Here is a 14,936-nt window from a genome sequence, read left to right on the forward strand (position 1 = left end):
GGTTTCGACGTGTGACATGAGAGCAAGATTAACATATAAATTTATATGTATTAGAATGGTGACGTGACCGACTCCGAAGAACTCGCCTCGGTGGTGCACGACCTCGGTTGGACCGTGCAACGCCTCGACCCCGTCGAATCCCTCGGCATCGATCGGTTGCCGATGCCGGAGTTGACCATCCTCAAAGAGATCGAGGACAACCCCGACATCAGCAACTCCGCAGTCGCGGACCGGCTGCGGATGCAACCGAGCAACGTCAGCGCAGCCGTCCGCGTGCTCGTCGCCCGCGGACTCGTCGCCCGCACGCCGTCGCCCGCCGACAAACGCGTCGTGCAATTGCGCGTCACCGACTCGATGCTGACCGACCGGGACCTCATTCGTCAGGCGTGGTCCGGACGAATCATCGAGGCCATCGACGCGCTTCCCGCCCAGGACCGGGAGCGGTTGATGGGCGTCACCGCCGCACTCGGCGGTCTGGTCGACGAATTACGCAGGCTGCGTTGACTTCTCCCGCGCCACGGCAGAGCGGACCTCCTCCTCGATCAGGTCACCGTTGATCGCAGCGCCTGCCTTGACTCCGGCCGCGGACGCCGCCACCACGGTGTCCATCGGTGCGGACACGTTGCCTGCAACCCACACGCCGGGCACGGATGTGGCACCGACGGGATCGGCCTCGACGTAGGTGCCGAGGACATGGTCGTTCATGACCATCTCGGTCGCGCCGATCCCCAGCGACACCAGGATGTCTGCGCGGGAGGAGAAGCTGGGTCCTACGACCATCGCGTCGAGCCGAACCTGCGTGCCGTTCACGAGTGTCACTCCGACTATGGCGTCGTTGTCGACGTCGACTCGAGCGATCTTCTCGTCGACGACCTCGATGCCGCGTGCGGCGAGTCGCTCGAGCTCCGCAGCGGGCAGCTCCGGTGCCGTGTGCGCGAACACCGTGACGTGCTCGGTGAGCTGACGCCACATCTGTGCCTGGTGCCCGACCATGGCGCTGCCGATGATTCCGATCCTGCGATCGCGTACCTCCCAGCCATGGCAGTACGGGCAGTGCAATACGTCGCGCCCCCACCGATCGGCGAGGCCGGGGATGTCGGGCAGGACATCGGTGAGGCCGGTGGTGACCAGGAGGCGGCGGCCGTGGACGACGGAACCGTCGGCGAGAGTCACCTCGAACCCGGTTTGTGTTCGATTCGCGGACGTTGCGATGCCCTCGACGATGCGTGCGCCGTAGTGCCGCGCCTCGTCTCGGCCGAGTCGAACCAACTCAAGAGGCGACTCCCCGTCGCGGGTGAGGTAGTTGTGGGAATGCGCTGCCGGAGCGTTGCGGGGATCGCCCGCGTCGATGATCGCGACGGATCGTCGGGAACGGCCGAGAGCCACGGCGGCGCTGAGTCCGGCGACTCCGCCGCCGACGATGATCGCGTCGACCGGAGTGTGTCGATCGGTGTCTGTAGTCATGTGGAGAGTGTCCGCTAGAGCCTCGAACGCTGGCAAGAAAAATTGCCAGAACGGCAAATGATAGAAGCGAAAAATACCGAACGACGGTAACGAGCGCTCCGAATGGGCCAATCGCCGAATTGTGATCGCGCCGACTGGCTTCGAGGCTGCCAGCGGTCGATGTAAGCGCGGATCTACCGCTTGAACAGGGCGTTCACTCGAGGTCTACTGGTCGGTAAGAATCGAGCCGGGGGGGCATATGGGGCATTTCGAGATCGGCGAGACCGTGATCACGGTCCGCAACCTGGGTCACGTGCGATGGCGCAGCGGAATCCCCAAAGGGACCGTGGGAATCGTCGTCGGCGTCGACTGGCTCGGCGATGCTCGCGTGAACTTCACCGTCGACGAGTCGATGCTCGCCCGAGGCGAGACGGTGGAACACATCGTCGCCGACGGCGACGTCCGCACGCTGCGGGCCGCTCCCCGCCGTCTGATCGGTTAGTTGCTGTCGGTTCGCTCGTCGTCGGTCGCGGGACCGGTTTCGACCGCGCCGCCCTCACTCGACCAATCGTTGTCCTCCGCCGCTGCGGCCGGATCGGACGTCACATCCTCCTTGGCGTCAGGAGCAGTGTCGTCGTTCTTCTGGTCGTTGTTGTGGGTAGTCATGACTCGGGGGTACCCGCGCGGCACCGAAGCAATCGTCGGCCCCGCGCGGGTGAGCGTTCCGGCGGTCTCTACAGCCCGAAGGGCAGCGTTCCCGGTGCCAGCTCGAAGCCGCTGCTGCCAGCGGAAATGGAGCCGAAGCCGCTGAGGATCTGGTTGATGAACGCGGTGATCATGTAATTCCTCTGTTCGATGCGATGGACTGTGTGTCCTGGACAACCCGGTCGAGGTTACCGGCAGCTGTAGCGTCGAAGCTGTGAGGAGCCAGGGAATTCTCGTCGGTCTTGCTGTCTCCGCCTGCGTACTGGCGGGCTGTTCGTCGGACTCTTCGGTATCGGAAGCGCCCGCTGTGTCGTCGGACGCGGCCGTTCCGCTGAACTACGTCGCGTTGGGTGACTCGGCGGCATCGGGTCCGCGGATCCCCGACCAGGTCGGCGCACCGGGATGCCAGCAGTCCGACGCCAACTATCCGCATGTTCTCGCAGAAGAACTCGCTGTCACTTCGTTCGTCGACGTCACCTGCTCGGGTGCCGTCACCGAGAACATCGTCTCCACTCCGCAGGGCACATCCAGCGGCGAGGTGCCCGTGCAGCTCGACGCACTGACTCCGGAGACCGATCTGGTGACCGTCACGATCGGTGGTAACGACGTCGGGTTGGTCTCGACGGCCGTGCAGTGCCTGACGTTCGCGGACACCTCGGCCACCAACGTCTGCAAGGACCGCCTCACCGCGGGCGGCGTCGACACCGTGGCCGCGGCCATCGCGGACAGTGCACCGAGCTGGGGTGCGATGCTCGACGCGGTGGCCGACCGTGCGCCCGATGCGCGGATTCTGGTGGTCGGGTACGGCACCTATCTGCCGGACGGCGGCTGCTTCCCCACCCAGCCGATGCTGCCCGAGGACGCCGACTACATCCAGGGCAGCATCACCGCCATGAACGAGGCTCTACGGACGCAGGCGAACGAGCACGGCGCCGAGTTCGTCGACACGGAGCCGTTGAGTGTCGGCCACGATGTGTGTGTCGCTGCCGATCAGCGGTACTTCGAGGGGGTCGTCCCGCAGAATCCTGCGGCACCCCTGCATCCGACGGCGGCCGGGATGGCAGCGATCGCCGACGGCGTGGCCACTGTCGTGCGTGCCGGATAGAGACCACGAAACCGAAACTGGCTCTTCTCGTGCGGGTCGGTCGACGTGAAGTGTTGACCGTATGGTGTCGTATTCCGCAGTTCTCGGGGTGTTCGCAGTGGCTCTCGCGTTGGTTCTGACGCCTGGGCCGAACATGATCTACCTTGTCTCGCGCAGTATTTCGCAGGGCCGACGGGCGGGACTGGTGTCGCTGGCCGGAGTCGCGCTCGGCTTCCTGGTCTATCTCACGGCCACCAATCTCGGCCTGGCAGCGGTGTTCACCGCCGTGCCCGCGCTGTACACGGCGGTCAAGCTCGCCGGCGCGGCCTACCTCGCCTGGTTGGCGGTGCAGGCCTTGCGCGGTACGGTGTCGGCCTTCGAACCCACCGAGCTGCAACAGGATTCGACTCGGCGGCTGTTCACGATGGGTTTGGTGACCAACCTGCTGAATCCGAAGATCGCGATCATGTACATCTCGGTCATCCCGCAGTTCGTCGATCCTGCGGCCGGACACCTTCTGCTGCAGGGATTCACGCTCGGCGGCGTACAGATCGCTGTGGCCGTAGCGGTCAACCTGGCGATCGTGGTGCTCGCCGGATCGATCGCGCAGTTCCTCGCCGTTCGCCCCACGTGGCTCAGGGTGCAGCGCTACGTCATGGGCACGGTGCTCGGACTGCTGGCCGTACGCGTGGCGACCGACGGAGGCAAACCGGTCCCGGCTTGAGCCCTGTATGCGCGCCAGCCGCCGAATTCGGTGATGTCGGTTCCGGCCTCGGCCGCGTCGTGCGCGCAGCAGAATCCGGTGACCCAGCGGCCGTCGGACAGCTCGACCGGGCCCAGACCCATCGGCGTGGGCAATCCCGCGAGGAAGGTTCCGAGTGCGGCTGCGGACATGCGATAGAGCTCTCCGGAGATGGGAGCGCCGTCGCCGGCTCGCCGCACCAGTCCGGGCTTGGGCGGGGTGGTGTGCAGATCCACCAGACGATAGTCCGCCGTGGTCGTCACCTCGCCGCTGAACCGTGCACCGCGATCGGTCAACTGGTGATGCACCGGAAAGCCGCGCAGATGCGCACCGACGGCCAATACCTCGATGCCGTCGTCGATCAACGACGGTGACGCGACGCCGCTCAACTGTGCAGCGAGGTCGATCGCGATCTGATCCTCGAATGCCGGCACCACGACCATGACCCCGAACGGATTGCCGTCCGGCGTCGGGGCTCCGGGAACGGCCACCGCGGCCATGTCGAGCAGGTTGCAGAAGTTGGTGAACGTGCCGAGGCGTCGATTGATGCCGACCGGATCCGACTGCACCGCACCGATGCTCGGATGTTCGGTGGTGGTGGGCAACAGCAGACCGTCGACACCGTTCAGCAGTGCGCGGGCCGCAGTCCGTGCCCTGGCGAGCGCGTCGAGGTCGTCGACGTACCGGTGGGCGGACGGCTCGGCAGCCGATCGGACGATCGCGGACACCGTGGGATCGGCACCGGCAGGTACGGAGTCGAGAAACTCTCCGACGGCCGAATAGCGTTGCGCCACGATCGCTCCGTCGTACAGCAGTCTTGCCGCGTCGAGCAGCGTCGAGATGTCGACCTCGGCGTGGGAAATACCCTTGTCGGCCAGGCCGGCAACCGTCTCCTCGAATGCCCGACGGTACGCCGGGCTCAACGACGTCAGATCCTCGCCTCGGGGGACGGCGACGCGTGGCTGCGGGGATGCGGCGAGTCGTACGTCGGACGGCCAGGCCCGGCTGCGTGGATCGGTGCCGGTGGGCCCGGTCATCACTTTCATTGCCGCAGTAGCACTGTCGAGATCGCGCGCGAGAACGGTGACGCAGTCGTAGTCGACGCATGCGGGCACGACGCCGGTGTTCGGCACGATACCCAGCGAGGTCTTGATGCCCACGATTCCGTGGAAGGCCGCGGGTACTCGACCCGATCCTGCTGTGTCGGTTCCGATTCCGATGTCCGCGATACCCAGTGCAACCGCGACGGCGGAGCCGGAACTCGAGCCTCCCGAGATCAGTGTCGGATCCCAGGCGCAGCGCACCGCGCCGTAGGGGCTCCGGGTGCCGACCAGTCCGGTGGCGAACTGGTCCAGGTTGGTCTTGCCGAGCACCAGTGCGCCCTGGCTCGTCAGTCGCTCGACGGCGACAGCGGACACGCCAGGGATGTAGGCGAACTCGGGGCAGGCCGCGGTGGTGGGCAGGCCCGCCACGTCGATGTTGTCCTTGACTGCGACGAGCACACCGGCGAGCGGTAGATCCGCACCGGCCGCGAGCGCCTCGTCGAGGGCGACGGCCTCGGCCAGCACGTCGTCCTCGTCGCGCAGGGTGATCCATACCTCGGGGCGATCCACCTCGGCGATCCGCTTGTAGGCCTGCAGAATTCGGTCCCGTACCTCAGGCTGCATCGGTCTTGCCCTTCGTCGTATCGAATTCGCCCGCTGCCGACCACGCGTCGCGCTCGGCACCGAAGGCGACGGCCTGCGTCGCGCGGAACTCGGCGATGGAGTCCGCGTTGGTGTCCAGGAAGTTCTCGTGCTCGGCGAGGGAGAACTCACCGTCGGTGATCTGCACTCCGCCGCCGCGGCCGGCCGCCAGATCTGCGCGCAGATCCATCAGTTCCTCGGGTTCGACCGAGTACCAGGAGATTCGGTCGAAGAACCGGAGCAACCACGGGGTGCCCTCCTCGAACGGGCCGCCGCTGTAGGCGGCACTGTGGTTCCACACCTGCGTGGTTCGACCCACGAACTGGTATCCGCCCGGACCCTCCATGCCGTAGATGCACAGGTACGCCCCACCGATGCCGACGGCGTTCTCCGGCGTCCACGTTCGCGCCGGGTTGTACTTGGTCGTCACCAATCGGTGCCGCGGGTCCAACGGGGTCGCCACCGGTGCGCCCAGGTACACGTCACCGAGACCGAGGACCATGTAGTCGGCGGCGAAGACGGTGTCGAACACCTCTGCCACCGAATCGAGTCCGTTCATTCGCCGGATGAACTCGATGTTCCAGGGGCACCACGGGGCGTCGGCGCGCACGCCGTGCATGTAGCGCTGAATGGCCTCGCGGGTCGAGGGGTCGTCCCACGAGAGCGGGAGCCGAACCTGGCGGCTGGGAACCACGAGCTCCGAGGCCGCGGGAAGATCGTCCTCGACCTCGGACAGCAGACCCATCAACGAATCGATGGACAGCACATCGGGATTCACCTTCACCTGCAACGAGCGGATACCGGGAGTCAGGTCGACCAGGCCACGGGGCGCGAGTGCTTCGACGCGCTGATGCAGGGCGTGCACCCGGGCCCGCAGTGCCAGATCGAGTTTCATGTCGCCGTACTCGACGAGCACGTTGTCGTCGCCCGAGCGGCGGTAGGTGACGCACGTGTCGGCGTCGCGTCGGGCGATGACGCCGTCGTCGCCGTCGCCGCCTGCGGAGAACACCGCGGGCAGAGACGCGCGGCGAGCGAGACCGAGTGAGCCCAGCGGCGCGGTGGACGCGGCCTTCACGGGAACGAAGCGGATGGTGTCGCCCGGTCGCAGTTGGCCGAGCTTCCATCGTTCGGCCGCGACAACGGTGACGGGACAGACGAATCCGCCCAGGCTCGGGCCGTCGGGTCCGAGCAGGATCGGGGTGTCGCCGGTGAAGTCCAATGCCCCGACGCTGTAGGCGTTGTCGTGGATGTTCGACGGGTGCAGCCCGGCCTCGCCGCCGTCGGCCCTGGCCCACTGCGGCTTCGGCCCGATCAACCGGACCCCGGTGCGATCGGAGTTGAAGTGCACCTCGTAGCGGGTGGCGTAGAGGGTGTCGATGTCCTCGCGGGTGAAGAACTCCGGGGCGCCGTGCGGTCCCTCGGTGACGGCGATGTCCCAGCTCGACGTCAGCACCGGCAGGTGCTCCATGGGAATCGGCCCGAGGGCGGTCGGGTTGTCCGAGCGCCCTGCCAGGCCGATGACGTCGCCCTCACCGAGGGTGCCGCCGCGATGCCCGCCGAACTTGCCGAGCGTGAACGTCGCTGCGCTGCCGAGGTAGTCGTCGACGTCGAGGCTGCCCTGGATCAGAACGTAGACACGTAGCCCGTGCCCGGTGGTGGTGCCGACATCGAGGGTCGCACCGGCGGGGACCAGGACCGGTTTCCACTGCGGGGCCGGTCGGCCGTCGATGCGGACCGGTACCGCAGCGCCGGTGACGCAGACGTAGGTGTCGGCGTCGAACATCAATGCGGGTCCGGCCATGGTGGATTCGAGTCCCGGAGCACCCTCGGGATTGCCGAGCGCGACATTGCCGAGCCGGAACGACAGGTCGTCCATCGGTCCCGACGGCGGTACGCCCACCTTCCAGTATCCGATGCGGCCCGGCCAGTCCTGCACCGTTGTGATCATCCCCGGGCGCTGGACCGTCATCTTGGCGGCGGTGAGGTTCGCTCCGGTCATGCGCGTGTCACGATCATGCGCACCGCGGTGGGGTCGAATCCGTTGCAGGGGTTGTTGATCTGCGGGCAGTTGGACACCAGCACCAGCGTGTCGATCTCGGCACGCAACGACAGCTTCTTGCCGGGAGCCGAGAGACCGTCGACGATACCGAGGGTGCCGTCCGCGTCGACGGGGACGTTCATGAAGAAGTTGATGTTGGGCACCAGGTCTCGTTTGCCGAGTCCCCACTTGGATCCCTCGATGAGGAAGTTCTCGACGCACGCGTGCTGATGCTGCGTGTGGTGGCCGTAGCGGAGGGTGTTCGATTCCTTGGAGCACGCGCCGCCGACGGTGTCGTGGTTGCCGACCTCGTCGTCGACGATCGTCATGATCGGCGTCGAATCATCGCTCCGCAGCACGGTTCCGGTGGTGAGGAACAGGTTCCGCTGCGCGGTGACGGTCGCGGGGGCGGAGTACCGGATGGAGTGATCGTGCGCGCCGTACATCAGGGTGTCGACGGCTTGATTGCCGTACAGATCGACGATGGTCAGTACGTCACCGGCCTCGACGACGGCGGACCATGGACCGAATGCGGGGGCGATCTCGTCTCGAACGATCGTGGTCTCGAGTGTTCCTGCGTTCACTGCGCTGCCTTCCATGCGTTCTCGGTGTTCTGCACTGCCCGCTGATATTCCGGTTCCGTGTTGTCGAGAGCGAGCAGTTCCTCCGGTGCCCGCCACGCCAGCACGTCGAGAGCTGTTGTGGGGAACTCGGACCTTGAGTCCAGTGGGTGAGCGGTGTTGGCCAGCAACACGATCACCGGAAGATGGATCAGCAGATCCACCGACTTCCCCGCTCCCGCCGAGCCGGTGCCGACCAACGCTCCGTCGGCGTCGACTCGCACGCCGTGAAAGAACGACAGGGACGGCGCGACGTCGCGTGGTTCGAGTCCGTGCTTGGCTGCGGCGAGGGTGAACAGTTCTCGACCGGCCGGAGCCGTCGAATGTGGTCCGCTGACTCCGTATTTGGCGACGTTGGTAGCGGTCGAGGTGGTGCCGCACAGTGCGTCGTGGCGACCGGAGGTGTCGGCGACGATGGTGGCGAGTACGCGGCCCTGGTCCGAGAGCAGGGGATGGCCCGAGCTCAGGTACGCCTGCCACGGCACCTTGACGGTGTCGGCGGTGTTGAGCCGTTCCCACGGAGCGTCGGCGCGGTAGAGCAGCAGATTGGCGCAGGCATCACCGTCGACGTCGACGAGGCGTAGTCGGGTTCCGCGAGCGAGGACCTTGGTGGTGTAGCTGCCGCCGGGGACCGATTCGGCCCAGGTGAGCTCCGAGATGCCCTCCGGTGCGGTGGGTGCAGGCGCGACGGTGGCCTGGGAACGTGCATGTTCCTTGGCGGAGTGGGTGGTTGCTGTGGTCATGGTGGTTCAGGCTCCGATCGTGACGGGCTTGGGGTGGGCCTTGCCGCGGGGCAGGCAGGCGATGCCGACGACGATCACGGCGAGGACGGTCAACGGTGCGGCCCATCGTAGGAGTGGGAATTCGCCGGTGGGGTCGAAGATCTCGGCGCGCGGCCACGACAAGTTGATCACCATCAGGCCGCCGTAGAGAACCGCTGCGATGTTGACCGGCAGGCCGAGGCGTCCGAGGGTGAAGAGCTTCTCGCCGTCGGCATCCTTCTGGACTCCGCCGTGCGGCCAGCCTTTGAGTCGCTGGATCAGCAGCGGGACGGTGACCATCATGTAGGCGAGGTAGATCAGCACGATGCAGACGCTGGACAGCGTGGTGAAGATCGCGGAGTTGCCGACGTTGACGGCCAGGATCGCCACGCAGGCCAGACCGATCAGAACCGAGGGTGCGATGGGGGTTCCGGTGCGCGAGTTGACCTTCGCCAGAGCCGCCGAGGCGGGCAGTCTTCCGTCGCGGGCCATGGAGAACATCAGCCGTGATGCCGCGGTCTGAATGGCGAGGGTGCAGATGAACACGGCAATCGCGACGTCGACCAGTAGAACCTTGCCCCACGGCGAGGTGAGGATCGAGTCGATGACGTACGGAAGTCCCTGCGTCGCAAGCTGTCCGTCGGTCAGGCTGGGTGCGGCCATCAGAGCGCCGACGATCATCAGGCCGCCGCCCAGTGCCGATGCGGACAGGGCCAGGCGGATGGTGCGCGGCGCGACGCGTCGGGGATTGCGGGTCTCCTCGGCGAGTTCGCCTGCCGAGCCGAAGCCGACCATGACGTAGGCGGCCATCAGGCCCGAGACGATCCAGGCACCGATGTAGCCGGGATCGGCTCCGGCACTTCGGGTGTCGAAGACCACCTGCGGTCCACGCTCGGCGTGGGTGAAGAACACCAGCACGAGGGCGATGACTCCGACGATCTCGCAGGTGACGCCGATGCTGTTGATCCGCGACATCCAGTTGACGCCGATGCAGTTGATGGTGGTGGTGAGCACCAGCAGAATCGAGCCCAGCACAACGGCATTGGCGGCACCGCTCGGTGAGGTGAGTGCGGTGTCCTCGCCGATCAGCTGGAATCCGCCCCAGATGCTGGGTAGCACCACCTGCAGTGCGATTGCGGCCGCCGAGGCGGTGACGATCTGCGCGATGATCATGAACCAGCCCGCGAACCAGCCGACCAGCTCACCGCCCATGCGCCGCGACCAGTGGTAGATCGCACCTGAGATGGGATAACGGGCAGCGAGTTCGGCGAAGTTCAGGGCCACCATGAACTGCCCGAGAAACACCAGCGGCCAGGTGAGGAAGAAGGCCGGGCCACCGAAGCTGAAGCCGAGTCCGAAGAGCTGGAAGATGGTCGTCAGAATCGAGACGAACGAGAAGCCGGCCGCGAAGGACGCGTACTTACCCAGGCTGCGATGCAGCTGCTGGTCGTAGCCCAGCGCAGCCAGATCCGAATGGTCCGAGGTGGCGGGTGATTCGGACCCCTGACCTGACGCGGGCAGTGTGGTCGAGCTCATGTGATCTCCTACGGGCGAGGTGGGTGGATGAGTGACCCCGCTGCATCGCCGAGGCGGGTTTTCTGTCAGTTGATAGTTTTCGGCACCGTCGTTCCCTGGCGGTGACCGTCGTGCAACAAGCTCGTTTCGTCTATTTCGATCAGATGACAGAAATCTCACCGTCACGTCGACCTGACAAGATGCACTCATGACCGGAGCAGGCAGGCCAAGGCTGAGCACGAAGAAGCGGCCCGGCGACACCGCTCGCGAGGAGATACTCGACGCCTCGGCAGAGCTCTTCACCACTCGCGGATTCACCAATACCTCCACCCGCGTCATCGCCGATGCCGTCGGATTGCGTCAGGCCTCGCTCTATCACCACTTCGCCACCAAGGACGACATACTCGACGCGCTGCTCAGCGGAACGGTCGATGCGCCGCTGGCCGTCGCGCAGCGCATTCGGCAGTCGGGGGCCGAGGCTGCGACCCAGATGTACGCACTGGCCTACTTCGACGCCGGCCAGCTCGGTGCGTCCACCTGGAATCTCGGCGCGCTCTACCTACTGCCCGAACTGCGCAGCGAGCGATTCGAAACCTTCCGCGACCATCGCTACACGCTGATGGGTCTGTATGCGGCCATCGCGTCGGACACGGTGGCCGAGCTCGGTGCCACGCCGCGTCCGGGCACCGTCGACCTTCCGTTTCGCCTGGTGGAGACCGTCGTGAACGCCCGCGCCGACCTCGAGAACGGAAGGCCCGATGCGCTGGCCGACGCCGCCGCCATTGCCGAAGCCGCCCTGCGGGTGCTGGGCTGGTCGGCAGACGTGAGCGAATTGCACGACACCGCGCGTGCCCTGCTGGCGAAGGTGGACTAGATGACACAGCTGCCCGACTGGGCCCGGGCCCTCGACCTGGCACCACACCCCGAGGGCGGATGGTTTCGCGAGACCTGGCGCAGCGAGGTCACGATCCCACAGGAGTTCCTGCCCGACGGCTATCCCGGTCCCCGCGCGGCAGGCACGGCCATTCTGTTTCTGCTCATGCCCGGCCAGCAGTCGGCGTGGCACACCGTCCGCGGGACCGAGATGTGGCTGTATCACCGCGGTGGTCCGGTGCAGCTCGACCTCGGCGGCGCAGCGGACGAGCCGGGAACCGTGACCTCGCTGCTGGTCGGACCGGACTCGCCGCAGCAGATCGTGCCGCCATCGGTGTGGCAGCGGGCGCGTCCCGTGGGCGACGAGCCGAGTCTGGTCAGCTGCACCGTCACTCCGGGATTCGATTTCGAGGACTTCCGGCTCGAGGGGCCCGAGCATGGGTAGAAAGCGCGGATCGGAGTCATCAGGCTCCCTGCAGCCCGGGGTGTTCGAAATCGATTCGGGCACCTGTGAATTGGTCCGCGACACGTTCTCCGACGATGGCTGGGTCGTCAACGTCAACGACGTCCCCAGCTCGCACATCGACATGAACGATCCGACGGTGCTCGAGTTCGAGTACATGCGCTGGATCTCGGGGCTGGTTCGGGCGCAATGGGATTCGAGCTTTCCGCTGCGGGCGCTGCACCTCGGCGGCGGGGCGTGCACGCTGGCGCGCTCGTTCACCGCGGAATATCCGGGGGCGCGTCAGGTGGTCGTGGAACTCGACGGCAAGCTCTCGGAACTGGTACGCGAGTGGTTCGACCTGCCGCGAGCACCGTTGCTGCGTATCCGCGTCGGTGAGGCACGGGCGGTCACCGAGACACTGACCGGGAACAGCCGCGACCTGATCGTGCGAGATGTGTTCGCAGGAGCGGTAACTCCGGCACCGCTACTGACCGCCGAGTTCATCGAGCACGTTCGGCGCGTCCTCGCCCCCGGCGGCATGTACGTCGTCAACTGCGGTGACCGACGCGATCTCTCGCTCGCGAAGCAGGAGGCGTCGACTCTTCGCAGTGTCTTTCCGCACCTGGCGATCGTCGCCGATCCGGCGATGCTCAAGGGCAGGCGCTACGGCAACATCATCATTGCGGGCAGCGATGTGCCGATCGGGGATTCCCCGTCGTTGGCTCGCGAACTACTCGGCGGTGCGGTGCCGGCTCATGTGTGGTTGACCGAGGAAGTGCAGTCGTTTGCCCGCGACGCGCGGGTGTTGAAGGACTAGGAAGCTGGGTTGTTGCTCGCGAGGTCTTTCGCCAGTCGCTCCGCGGCCGAGATCAGCAGGGGGACGAACTGCTCGGCAGACTCGAGCGTGACTCGGGCGGTGGGCCCGGCGATGGACATCGCCGTCAGAGTCGGTGCGCCGATCACGGGTACGGCGAAGCAGCGCACTCCCACCTCCTGCTCACCGTCGTCGATGGCGTACCCGCGTTCGCGGATCGCAGCGAGGTCGGTGAGCAACGCGTCGAGGGTGGTGAGGGTGTTGACGGTGCGGGGTGCCATACCGAGTCGGCCGACGATCGCGCGGACGGCGTCGTCGTCCAATTGCGCGAGCAGCGCCTTGCCGACGCCGGTGGAATGCGGCAGCACTCGCTGCCCCACCTCGTTGAACATCCGCATGGCGTGTTCGGACGGCACCTGCGCGACGTAGACCGCCATGTCGTCCTCGAGGAATGCCATGTTGGACGTCTCGTGTGTGATCCGGACCAGCTCGGCCAGGTACGGCTTCGCCCATCCGCCGATCAGTTTGCTCGCGCTGTCACCCAGGCGAATGAGTTTGGTACCCAACGCATATCGACGGGACGGCAGCCGCCTGACGTAGCCGAGCGAGACGAGGGTCCCGATCAGTCGGTGCACGGTCGGCATCGGCAGATCGGTACCCTCGGCGAGTTCGCTGATCCCGATGGATCCGCCCGAGGCGGCCATGATGTCGAGCAACTCGAACGCACGCTCCACGGACTGCACCCCGCCACCTGCCGCCACAGTCCCACCTCGCATGCTCGTAGCTTCTACCGATCTCGATAGAACACTACTGGTGATGCCGCGTCGCCACCGGTGGTGCAGCGGTCACCACCGAGGGCGAGGGTTTCTGGCCGATCGTGACGACGTTGAACGCGATGTTCAGCAGGACGGCGACGATGCTCGCGGCGCTGATGCCCGAGTCGAGTACCACGTGGACCCAGTCGGGGAACGCTGCGTAGAAGCCCGGCACCGCGATGGGGATGACGCCGAAGCCGATGGCGACGGCCACGATGACGAGGTTGAGGTTGCCGTCGAACTCCACCTTGGACAGAGTCCTGATGCCGCTGGCGGCCACCGACCCGAACAGCACGATGCCCGCGCCGCCGAGCACGGGCAACGGAACCGATGCGACGACCAGTCCGAGGATGGGAAAGAGTCCGAGGAACAGCAGTACCGAGCCGCCTGCCGCGACGACGTAGCGACTCTTGATTCCGGTGACCGCCACCAGACCGACGTTCTGCGCGAACGCACTGGCCGGGAAGGTGCCGAACACGGGAGCGATGGTGGTGGCCACCATGTCCGCGCGCAGCCCGTCGCCGACGCGTCGGGCATCGACGTCGGTGCCGACGATCTCGCCTACGGCCAGGATGTCCGCGGTGGTCTCGGTCATGATGACGAGAATGACCACCACCATCGACAGGATCGCCGCGATCTGGAAGGTCGGTGCTCCGAACGCGAACGGCTCGGGGAAGCTGAAGATGGCACCGTCACCCACACCGGAGAAGTCGGCCTTGCCGACGAGGACGGCGAACACTGTGCCTGCGATGATGCCGATCAGAATCGACAGTCGCGAAAGCGTGCCCTGCACCAGTCTGCTGACGAGCAGCACGACCAGAAGACTGAAGGCGGCGAGTCCGATGTTGGACGTCGAGCCCCAATCGGTGGCTTGCTCGTCACCGCCCATCGCCCACCGAACCGCAACGGGCAGCAGCGAGATGCCGATGACGGTGATGATCGTTCCGGTCACCACCGGTGGGAAGAAGCGCACGATCTTGCTGAAGAACGGGGTGATGAGGATGCCGATGGCACCGGCGGCGATGATGGCGCCGAACACCGAGTTCAATCCACCCGGCCCGCTCGCGATGGCCACCATCGTCGACACCGACGCGAACGAAATGCCCTGCACCAGAGGAAGTTTTGCACCGAAGTACGGCACCCCCAGGGTCTGCAGCAGGGTGGCCGCGCCACTGACGAACAACGCGGCCGAGACCAGCAGAGCGATCTCGGTGCCGCTCAGCCCCGCTGCACCACCGACGATCAGTGGTGGTGCGATGACTCCGCCGTACATCGTCAGGATGTGCTGCAATCCATAGAGATACGACCTGCCGATCGACAACCGTTCGTCCTCGGGACGGGCGGGATCGTGCGGCGCATGGGTGCGTTTCGTCAGTTTCGGGGTCGTCAGTTTCAC

General features: G+C 66.1%; 16 protein-coding genes. 7 read left to right on the top strand and 9 right to left on the bottom strand.

The window, feature by feature from the left end; all coding sequences use genetic code 11:
* Nucleotides 1-63: 63 nt before the first annotated feature.
* Nucleotides 64-504, top strand: coding sequence for a helix-turn-helix domain-containing protein (locus AB0366_RS15015; protein WP_366244611.1), 441 nt, complete (start codon nt 64-66; stop codon nt 502-504).
* Here AB0366_RS15015 and AB0366_RS15020 read toward each other — a convergent pair.
* On the bottom strand, nt 487-1,464 hold the full coding sequence (locus tag AB0366_RS15020) for an NAD(P)/FAD-dependent oxidoreductase (RefSeq protein ID WP_366244612.1): 978 nt from the start codon (nt 1,462-1,464) through the stop codon (nt 487-489). The genes AB0366_RS15015 and AB0366_RS15020 overlap by 18 nt on opposite strands.
* A gap of 238 nt (nt 1,465-1,702) precedes the next feature.
* Here AB0366_RS15020 and AB0366_RS15025 point away from each other — a divergent pair, with 238 nt between their 5' ends.
* Nucleotides 1,703-1,945, top strand: a complete 243-nt coding sequence (locus AB0366_RS15025; RefSeq protein WP_259468090.1) for a hypothetical protein — start codon at nt 1,703-1,705, stop codon at nt 1,943-1,945.
* On the opposite strand, the gene AB0366_RS15030 is transcribed toward AB0366_RS15025, so the two are convergent.
* Nucleotides 1,942-2,109 carry a hypothetical protein gene (locus AB0366_RS15030; RefSeq protein WP_183130305.1) on the bottom strand — a complete coding sequence of 56 codons (168 nt, stop codon included), beginning with the start codon at nt 2,107-2,109 and terminating at the stop codon, nt 1,942-1,944. The two genes, AB0366_RS15025 and AB0366_RS15030, sit on opposite strands and share 4 nt — an antisense overlap.
* Before the next feature lie 253 nt (nt 2,110-2,362).
* Here AB0366_RS15030 and AB0366_RS15035 point away from each other — a divergent pair, with 253 nt between their 5' ends.
* Together AB0366_RS15035 and AB0366_RS15040 are read left to right on the top strand one after the other, a co-directional pair.
* Nucleotides 2,363-3,253 carry an SGNH/GDSL hydrolase family protein gene (locus AB0366_RS15035; RefSeq protein WP_366244613.1) on the top strand — a complete coding sequence of 297 codons (891 nt, stop codon included), beginning with the start codon at nt 2,363-2,365 and terminating at the stop codon, nt 3,251-3,253.
* Nucleotides 3,254-3,314: 61 nt separating this feature from the next.
* Nucleotides 3,315-3,956: a LysE family translocator gene (locus tag AB0366_RS15040; RefSeq protein WP_366244614.1), complete on the top strand. Its 642-nt coding sequence runs from the start codon at nt 3,315-3,317 to the stop codon at nt 3,954-3,956.
* On the opposite strand, the gene atzF is transcribed toward AB0366_RS15040, so the two are convergent.
* Genes atzF through AB0366_RS15065 form a run of 5 tightly spaced genes read right to left on the bottom strand, consistent with a single transcriptional unit; the run spans nt 3,881 to nt 10,614 of the window.
* Nucleotides 3,881-5,641: an allophanate hydrolase gene (gene atzF / locus AB0366_RS15045; RefSeq protein WP_366244615.1), complete on the bottom strand. Its 1,761-nt coding sequence runs from the start codon at nt 5,639-5,641 to the stop codon at nt 3,881-3,883. The genes AB0366_RS15040 and atzF overlap by 76 nt on opposite strands.
* Nucleotides 5,631-7,658 carry a 5-oxoprolinase/urea amidolyase family protein gene (locus AB0366_RS15050; RefSeq protein WP_366244616.1) on the bottom strand — a complete coding sequence of 676 codons (2,028 nt, stop codon included), beginning with the start codon at nt 7,656-7,658 and terminating at the stop codon, nt 5,631-5,633. Before AB0366_RS15050 ends, atzF begins: the two co-directional genes overlap by 11 nt.
* A complete protein-coding gene (locus AB0366_RS15055; RefSeq protein ID WP_366244617.1) occupies nt 7,655-8,296 on the bottom strand; it encodes an urea amidolyase associated protein UAAP2 in 642 nt (213 codons plus the stop codon). Before AB0366_RS15055 ends, AB0366_RS15050 begins: the two co-directional genes overlap by 4 nt.
* Nucleotides 8,278-9,060 (bottom strand): urea amidolyase associated protein UAAP1, encoded by a 783-nt coding sequence (locus AB0366_RS15060; protein WP_366244618.1) that lies wholly within the window; start codon nt 9,058-9,060, stop codon nt 8,278-8,280. Before AB0366_RS15060 ends, AB0366_RS15055 begins: the two co-directional genes overlap by 19 nt.
* Nucleotides 9,061-9,066: 6 nt before the next feature.
* The gene (locus AB0366_RS15065) at nt 9,067-10,614 is read right to left on the bottom strand and encodes an amino acid permease (RefSeq protein ID WP_366244620.1); all 1,548 of its coding nucleotides are present in this window, start codon (nt 10,612-10,614) and stop codon (nt 9,067-9,069) included.
* 187 nt (nt 10,615-10,801) lie between these two features.
* Between AB0366_RS15065 and AB0366_RS15070 the strand changes: the two genes are divergently transcribed.
* Genes AB0366_RS15070 through AB0366_RS15080 form a run of 3 tightly spaced genes read left to right on the top strand, consistent with a single transcriptional unit; the run spans nt 10,802 to nt 12,728 of the window.
* Nucleotides 10,802-11,467, top strand: a complete 666-nt coding sequence (locus AB0366_RS15070) for a TetR/AcrR family transcriptional regulator (protein WP_314143633.1) — start codon at nt 10,802-10,804, stop codon at nt 11,465-11,467.
* A complete protein-coding gene (locus tag AB0366_RS15075) occupies nt 11,468-11,911 on the top strand; it encodes a cupin domain-containing protein (protein WP_366244621.1) in 444 nt (147 codons plus the stop codon). It begins immediately after the preceding gene.
* A complete protein-coding gene (locus AB0366_RS15080) occupies nt 11,904-12,728 on the top strand; it encodes a fused MFS/spermidine synthase (protein WP_366244622.1) in 825 nt (274 codons plus the stop codon). The genes AB0366_RS15075 and AB0366_RS15080 overlap by 8 nt, the downstream gene beginning before the upstream one ends.
* On the opposite strand, the gene AB0366_RS15085 is transcribed toward AB0366_RS15080, so the two are convergent.
* Nucleotides 12,725-13,501 carry an IclR family transcriptional regulator gene (locus tag AB0366_RS15085; protein WP_183130303.1) on the bottom strand — a complete coding sequence of 259 codons (777 nt, stop codon included), beginning with the start codon at nt 13,499-13,501 and terminating at the stop codon, nt 12,725-12,727. The genes AB0366_RS15080 and AB0366_RS15085 overlap by 4 nt on opposite strands.
* Nucleotides 13,502-13,532: 31 nt before the next feature.
* Nucleotides 13,533-14,936: a nucleobase:cation symporter-2 family protein gene (locus AB0366_RS15090; protein ID WP_366244624.1), complete on the bottom strand. Its 1,404-nt coding sequence runs from the start codon at nt 14,934-14,936 to the stop codon at nt 13,533-13,535.

Source organism: Rhodococcus sp. NPDC076796 (assembly GCF_040702765.1).
Taxonomy (GTDB): Bacteria; Actinomycetota; Actinomycetes; order Mycobacteriales; family Mycobacteriaceae; genus Rhodococcoides.

Excerpts from the sequence above, each read along its gene's own strand:
- AB0366_RS15070 (WP_314143633.1), top strand. The coding sequence starts at position 10,802 with ATGACCGGAGCAGGCAGGCCAAGGCTGAGCACGAAGAAGCGGCCCGGC.
- AB0366_RS15060 (WP_366244618.1), bottom strand. The coding sequence starts at position 9,060 with ATGACCACAGCAACCACCCACTCCGCCAAGGAACATGCACGTTCCCAG.
- AB0366_RS15080 (WP_366244622.1), top strand. The coding sequence starts at position 11,904 with ATGGGTAGAAAGCGCGGATCGGAGTCATCAGGCTCCCTGCAGCCCGGG.
- AB0366_RS15085 (WP_183130303.1), bottom strand. The coding sequence starts at position 13,501 with ATGCGAGGTGGGACTGTGGCGGCAGGTGGCGGGGTGCAGTCCGTGGAG.
- AB0366_RS15025 (WP_259468090.1), top strand. The coding sequence starts at position 1,703 with ATGGGGCATTTCGAGATCGGCGAGACCGTGATCACGGTCCGCAACCTG.
- AB0366_RS15055 (WP_366244617.1), bottom strand. The coding sequence starts at position 8,296 with ATGGAAGGCAGCGCAGTGAACGCAGGAACACTCGAGACCACGATCGTT.
- AB0366_RS15050 (WP_366244616.1), bottom strand. The coding sequence starts at position 7,658 with ATGACCGGAGCGAACCTCACCGCCGCCAAGATGACGGTCCAGCGCCCG.
- AB0366_RS15020 (WP_366244612.1), bottom strand. The coding sequence starts at position 1,464 with ATGACTACAGACACCGATCGACACACTCCGGTCGACGCGATCATCGTC.
- AB0366_RS15040 (WP_366244614.1), top strand. The coding sequence starts at position 3,315 with ATGGTGTCGTATTCCGCAGTTCTCGGGGTGTTCGCAGTGGCTCTCGCG.
- AB0366_RS15075 (WP_366244621.1), top strand. The coding sequence starts at position 11,468 with ATGACACAGCTGCCCGACTGGGCCCGGGCCCTCGACCTGGCACCACAC.
- AB0366_RS15030 (WP_183130305.1), bottom strand. The coding sequence starts at position 2,109 with ATGACTACCCACAACAACGACCAGAAGAACGACGACACTGCTCCTGAC.
- AB0366_RS15065 (WP_366244620.1), bottom strand. The coding sequence starts at position 10,614 with ATGAGCTCGACCACACTGCCCGCGTCAGGTCAGGGGTCCGAATCACCC.
- atzF (WP_366244615.1), bottom strand. The coding sequence starts at position 5,641 with ATGCAGCCTGAGGTACGGGACCGAATTCTGCAGGCCTACAAGCGGATC.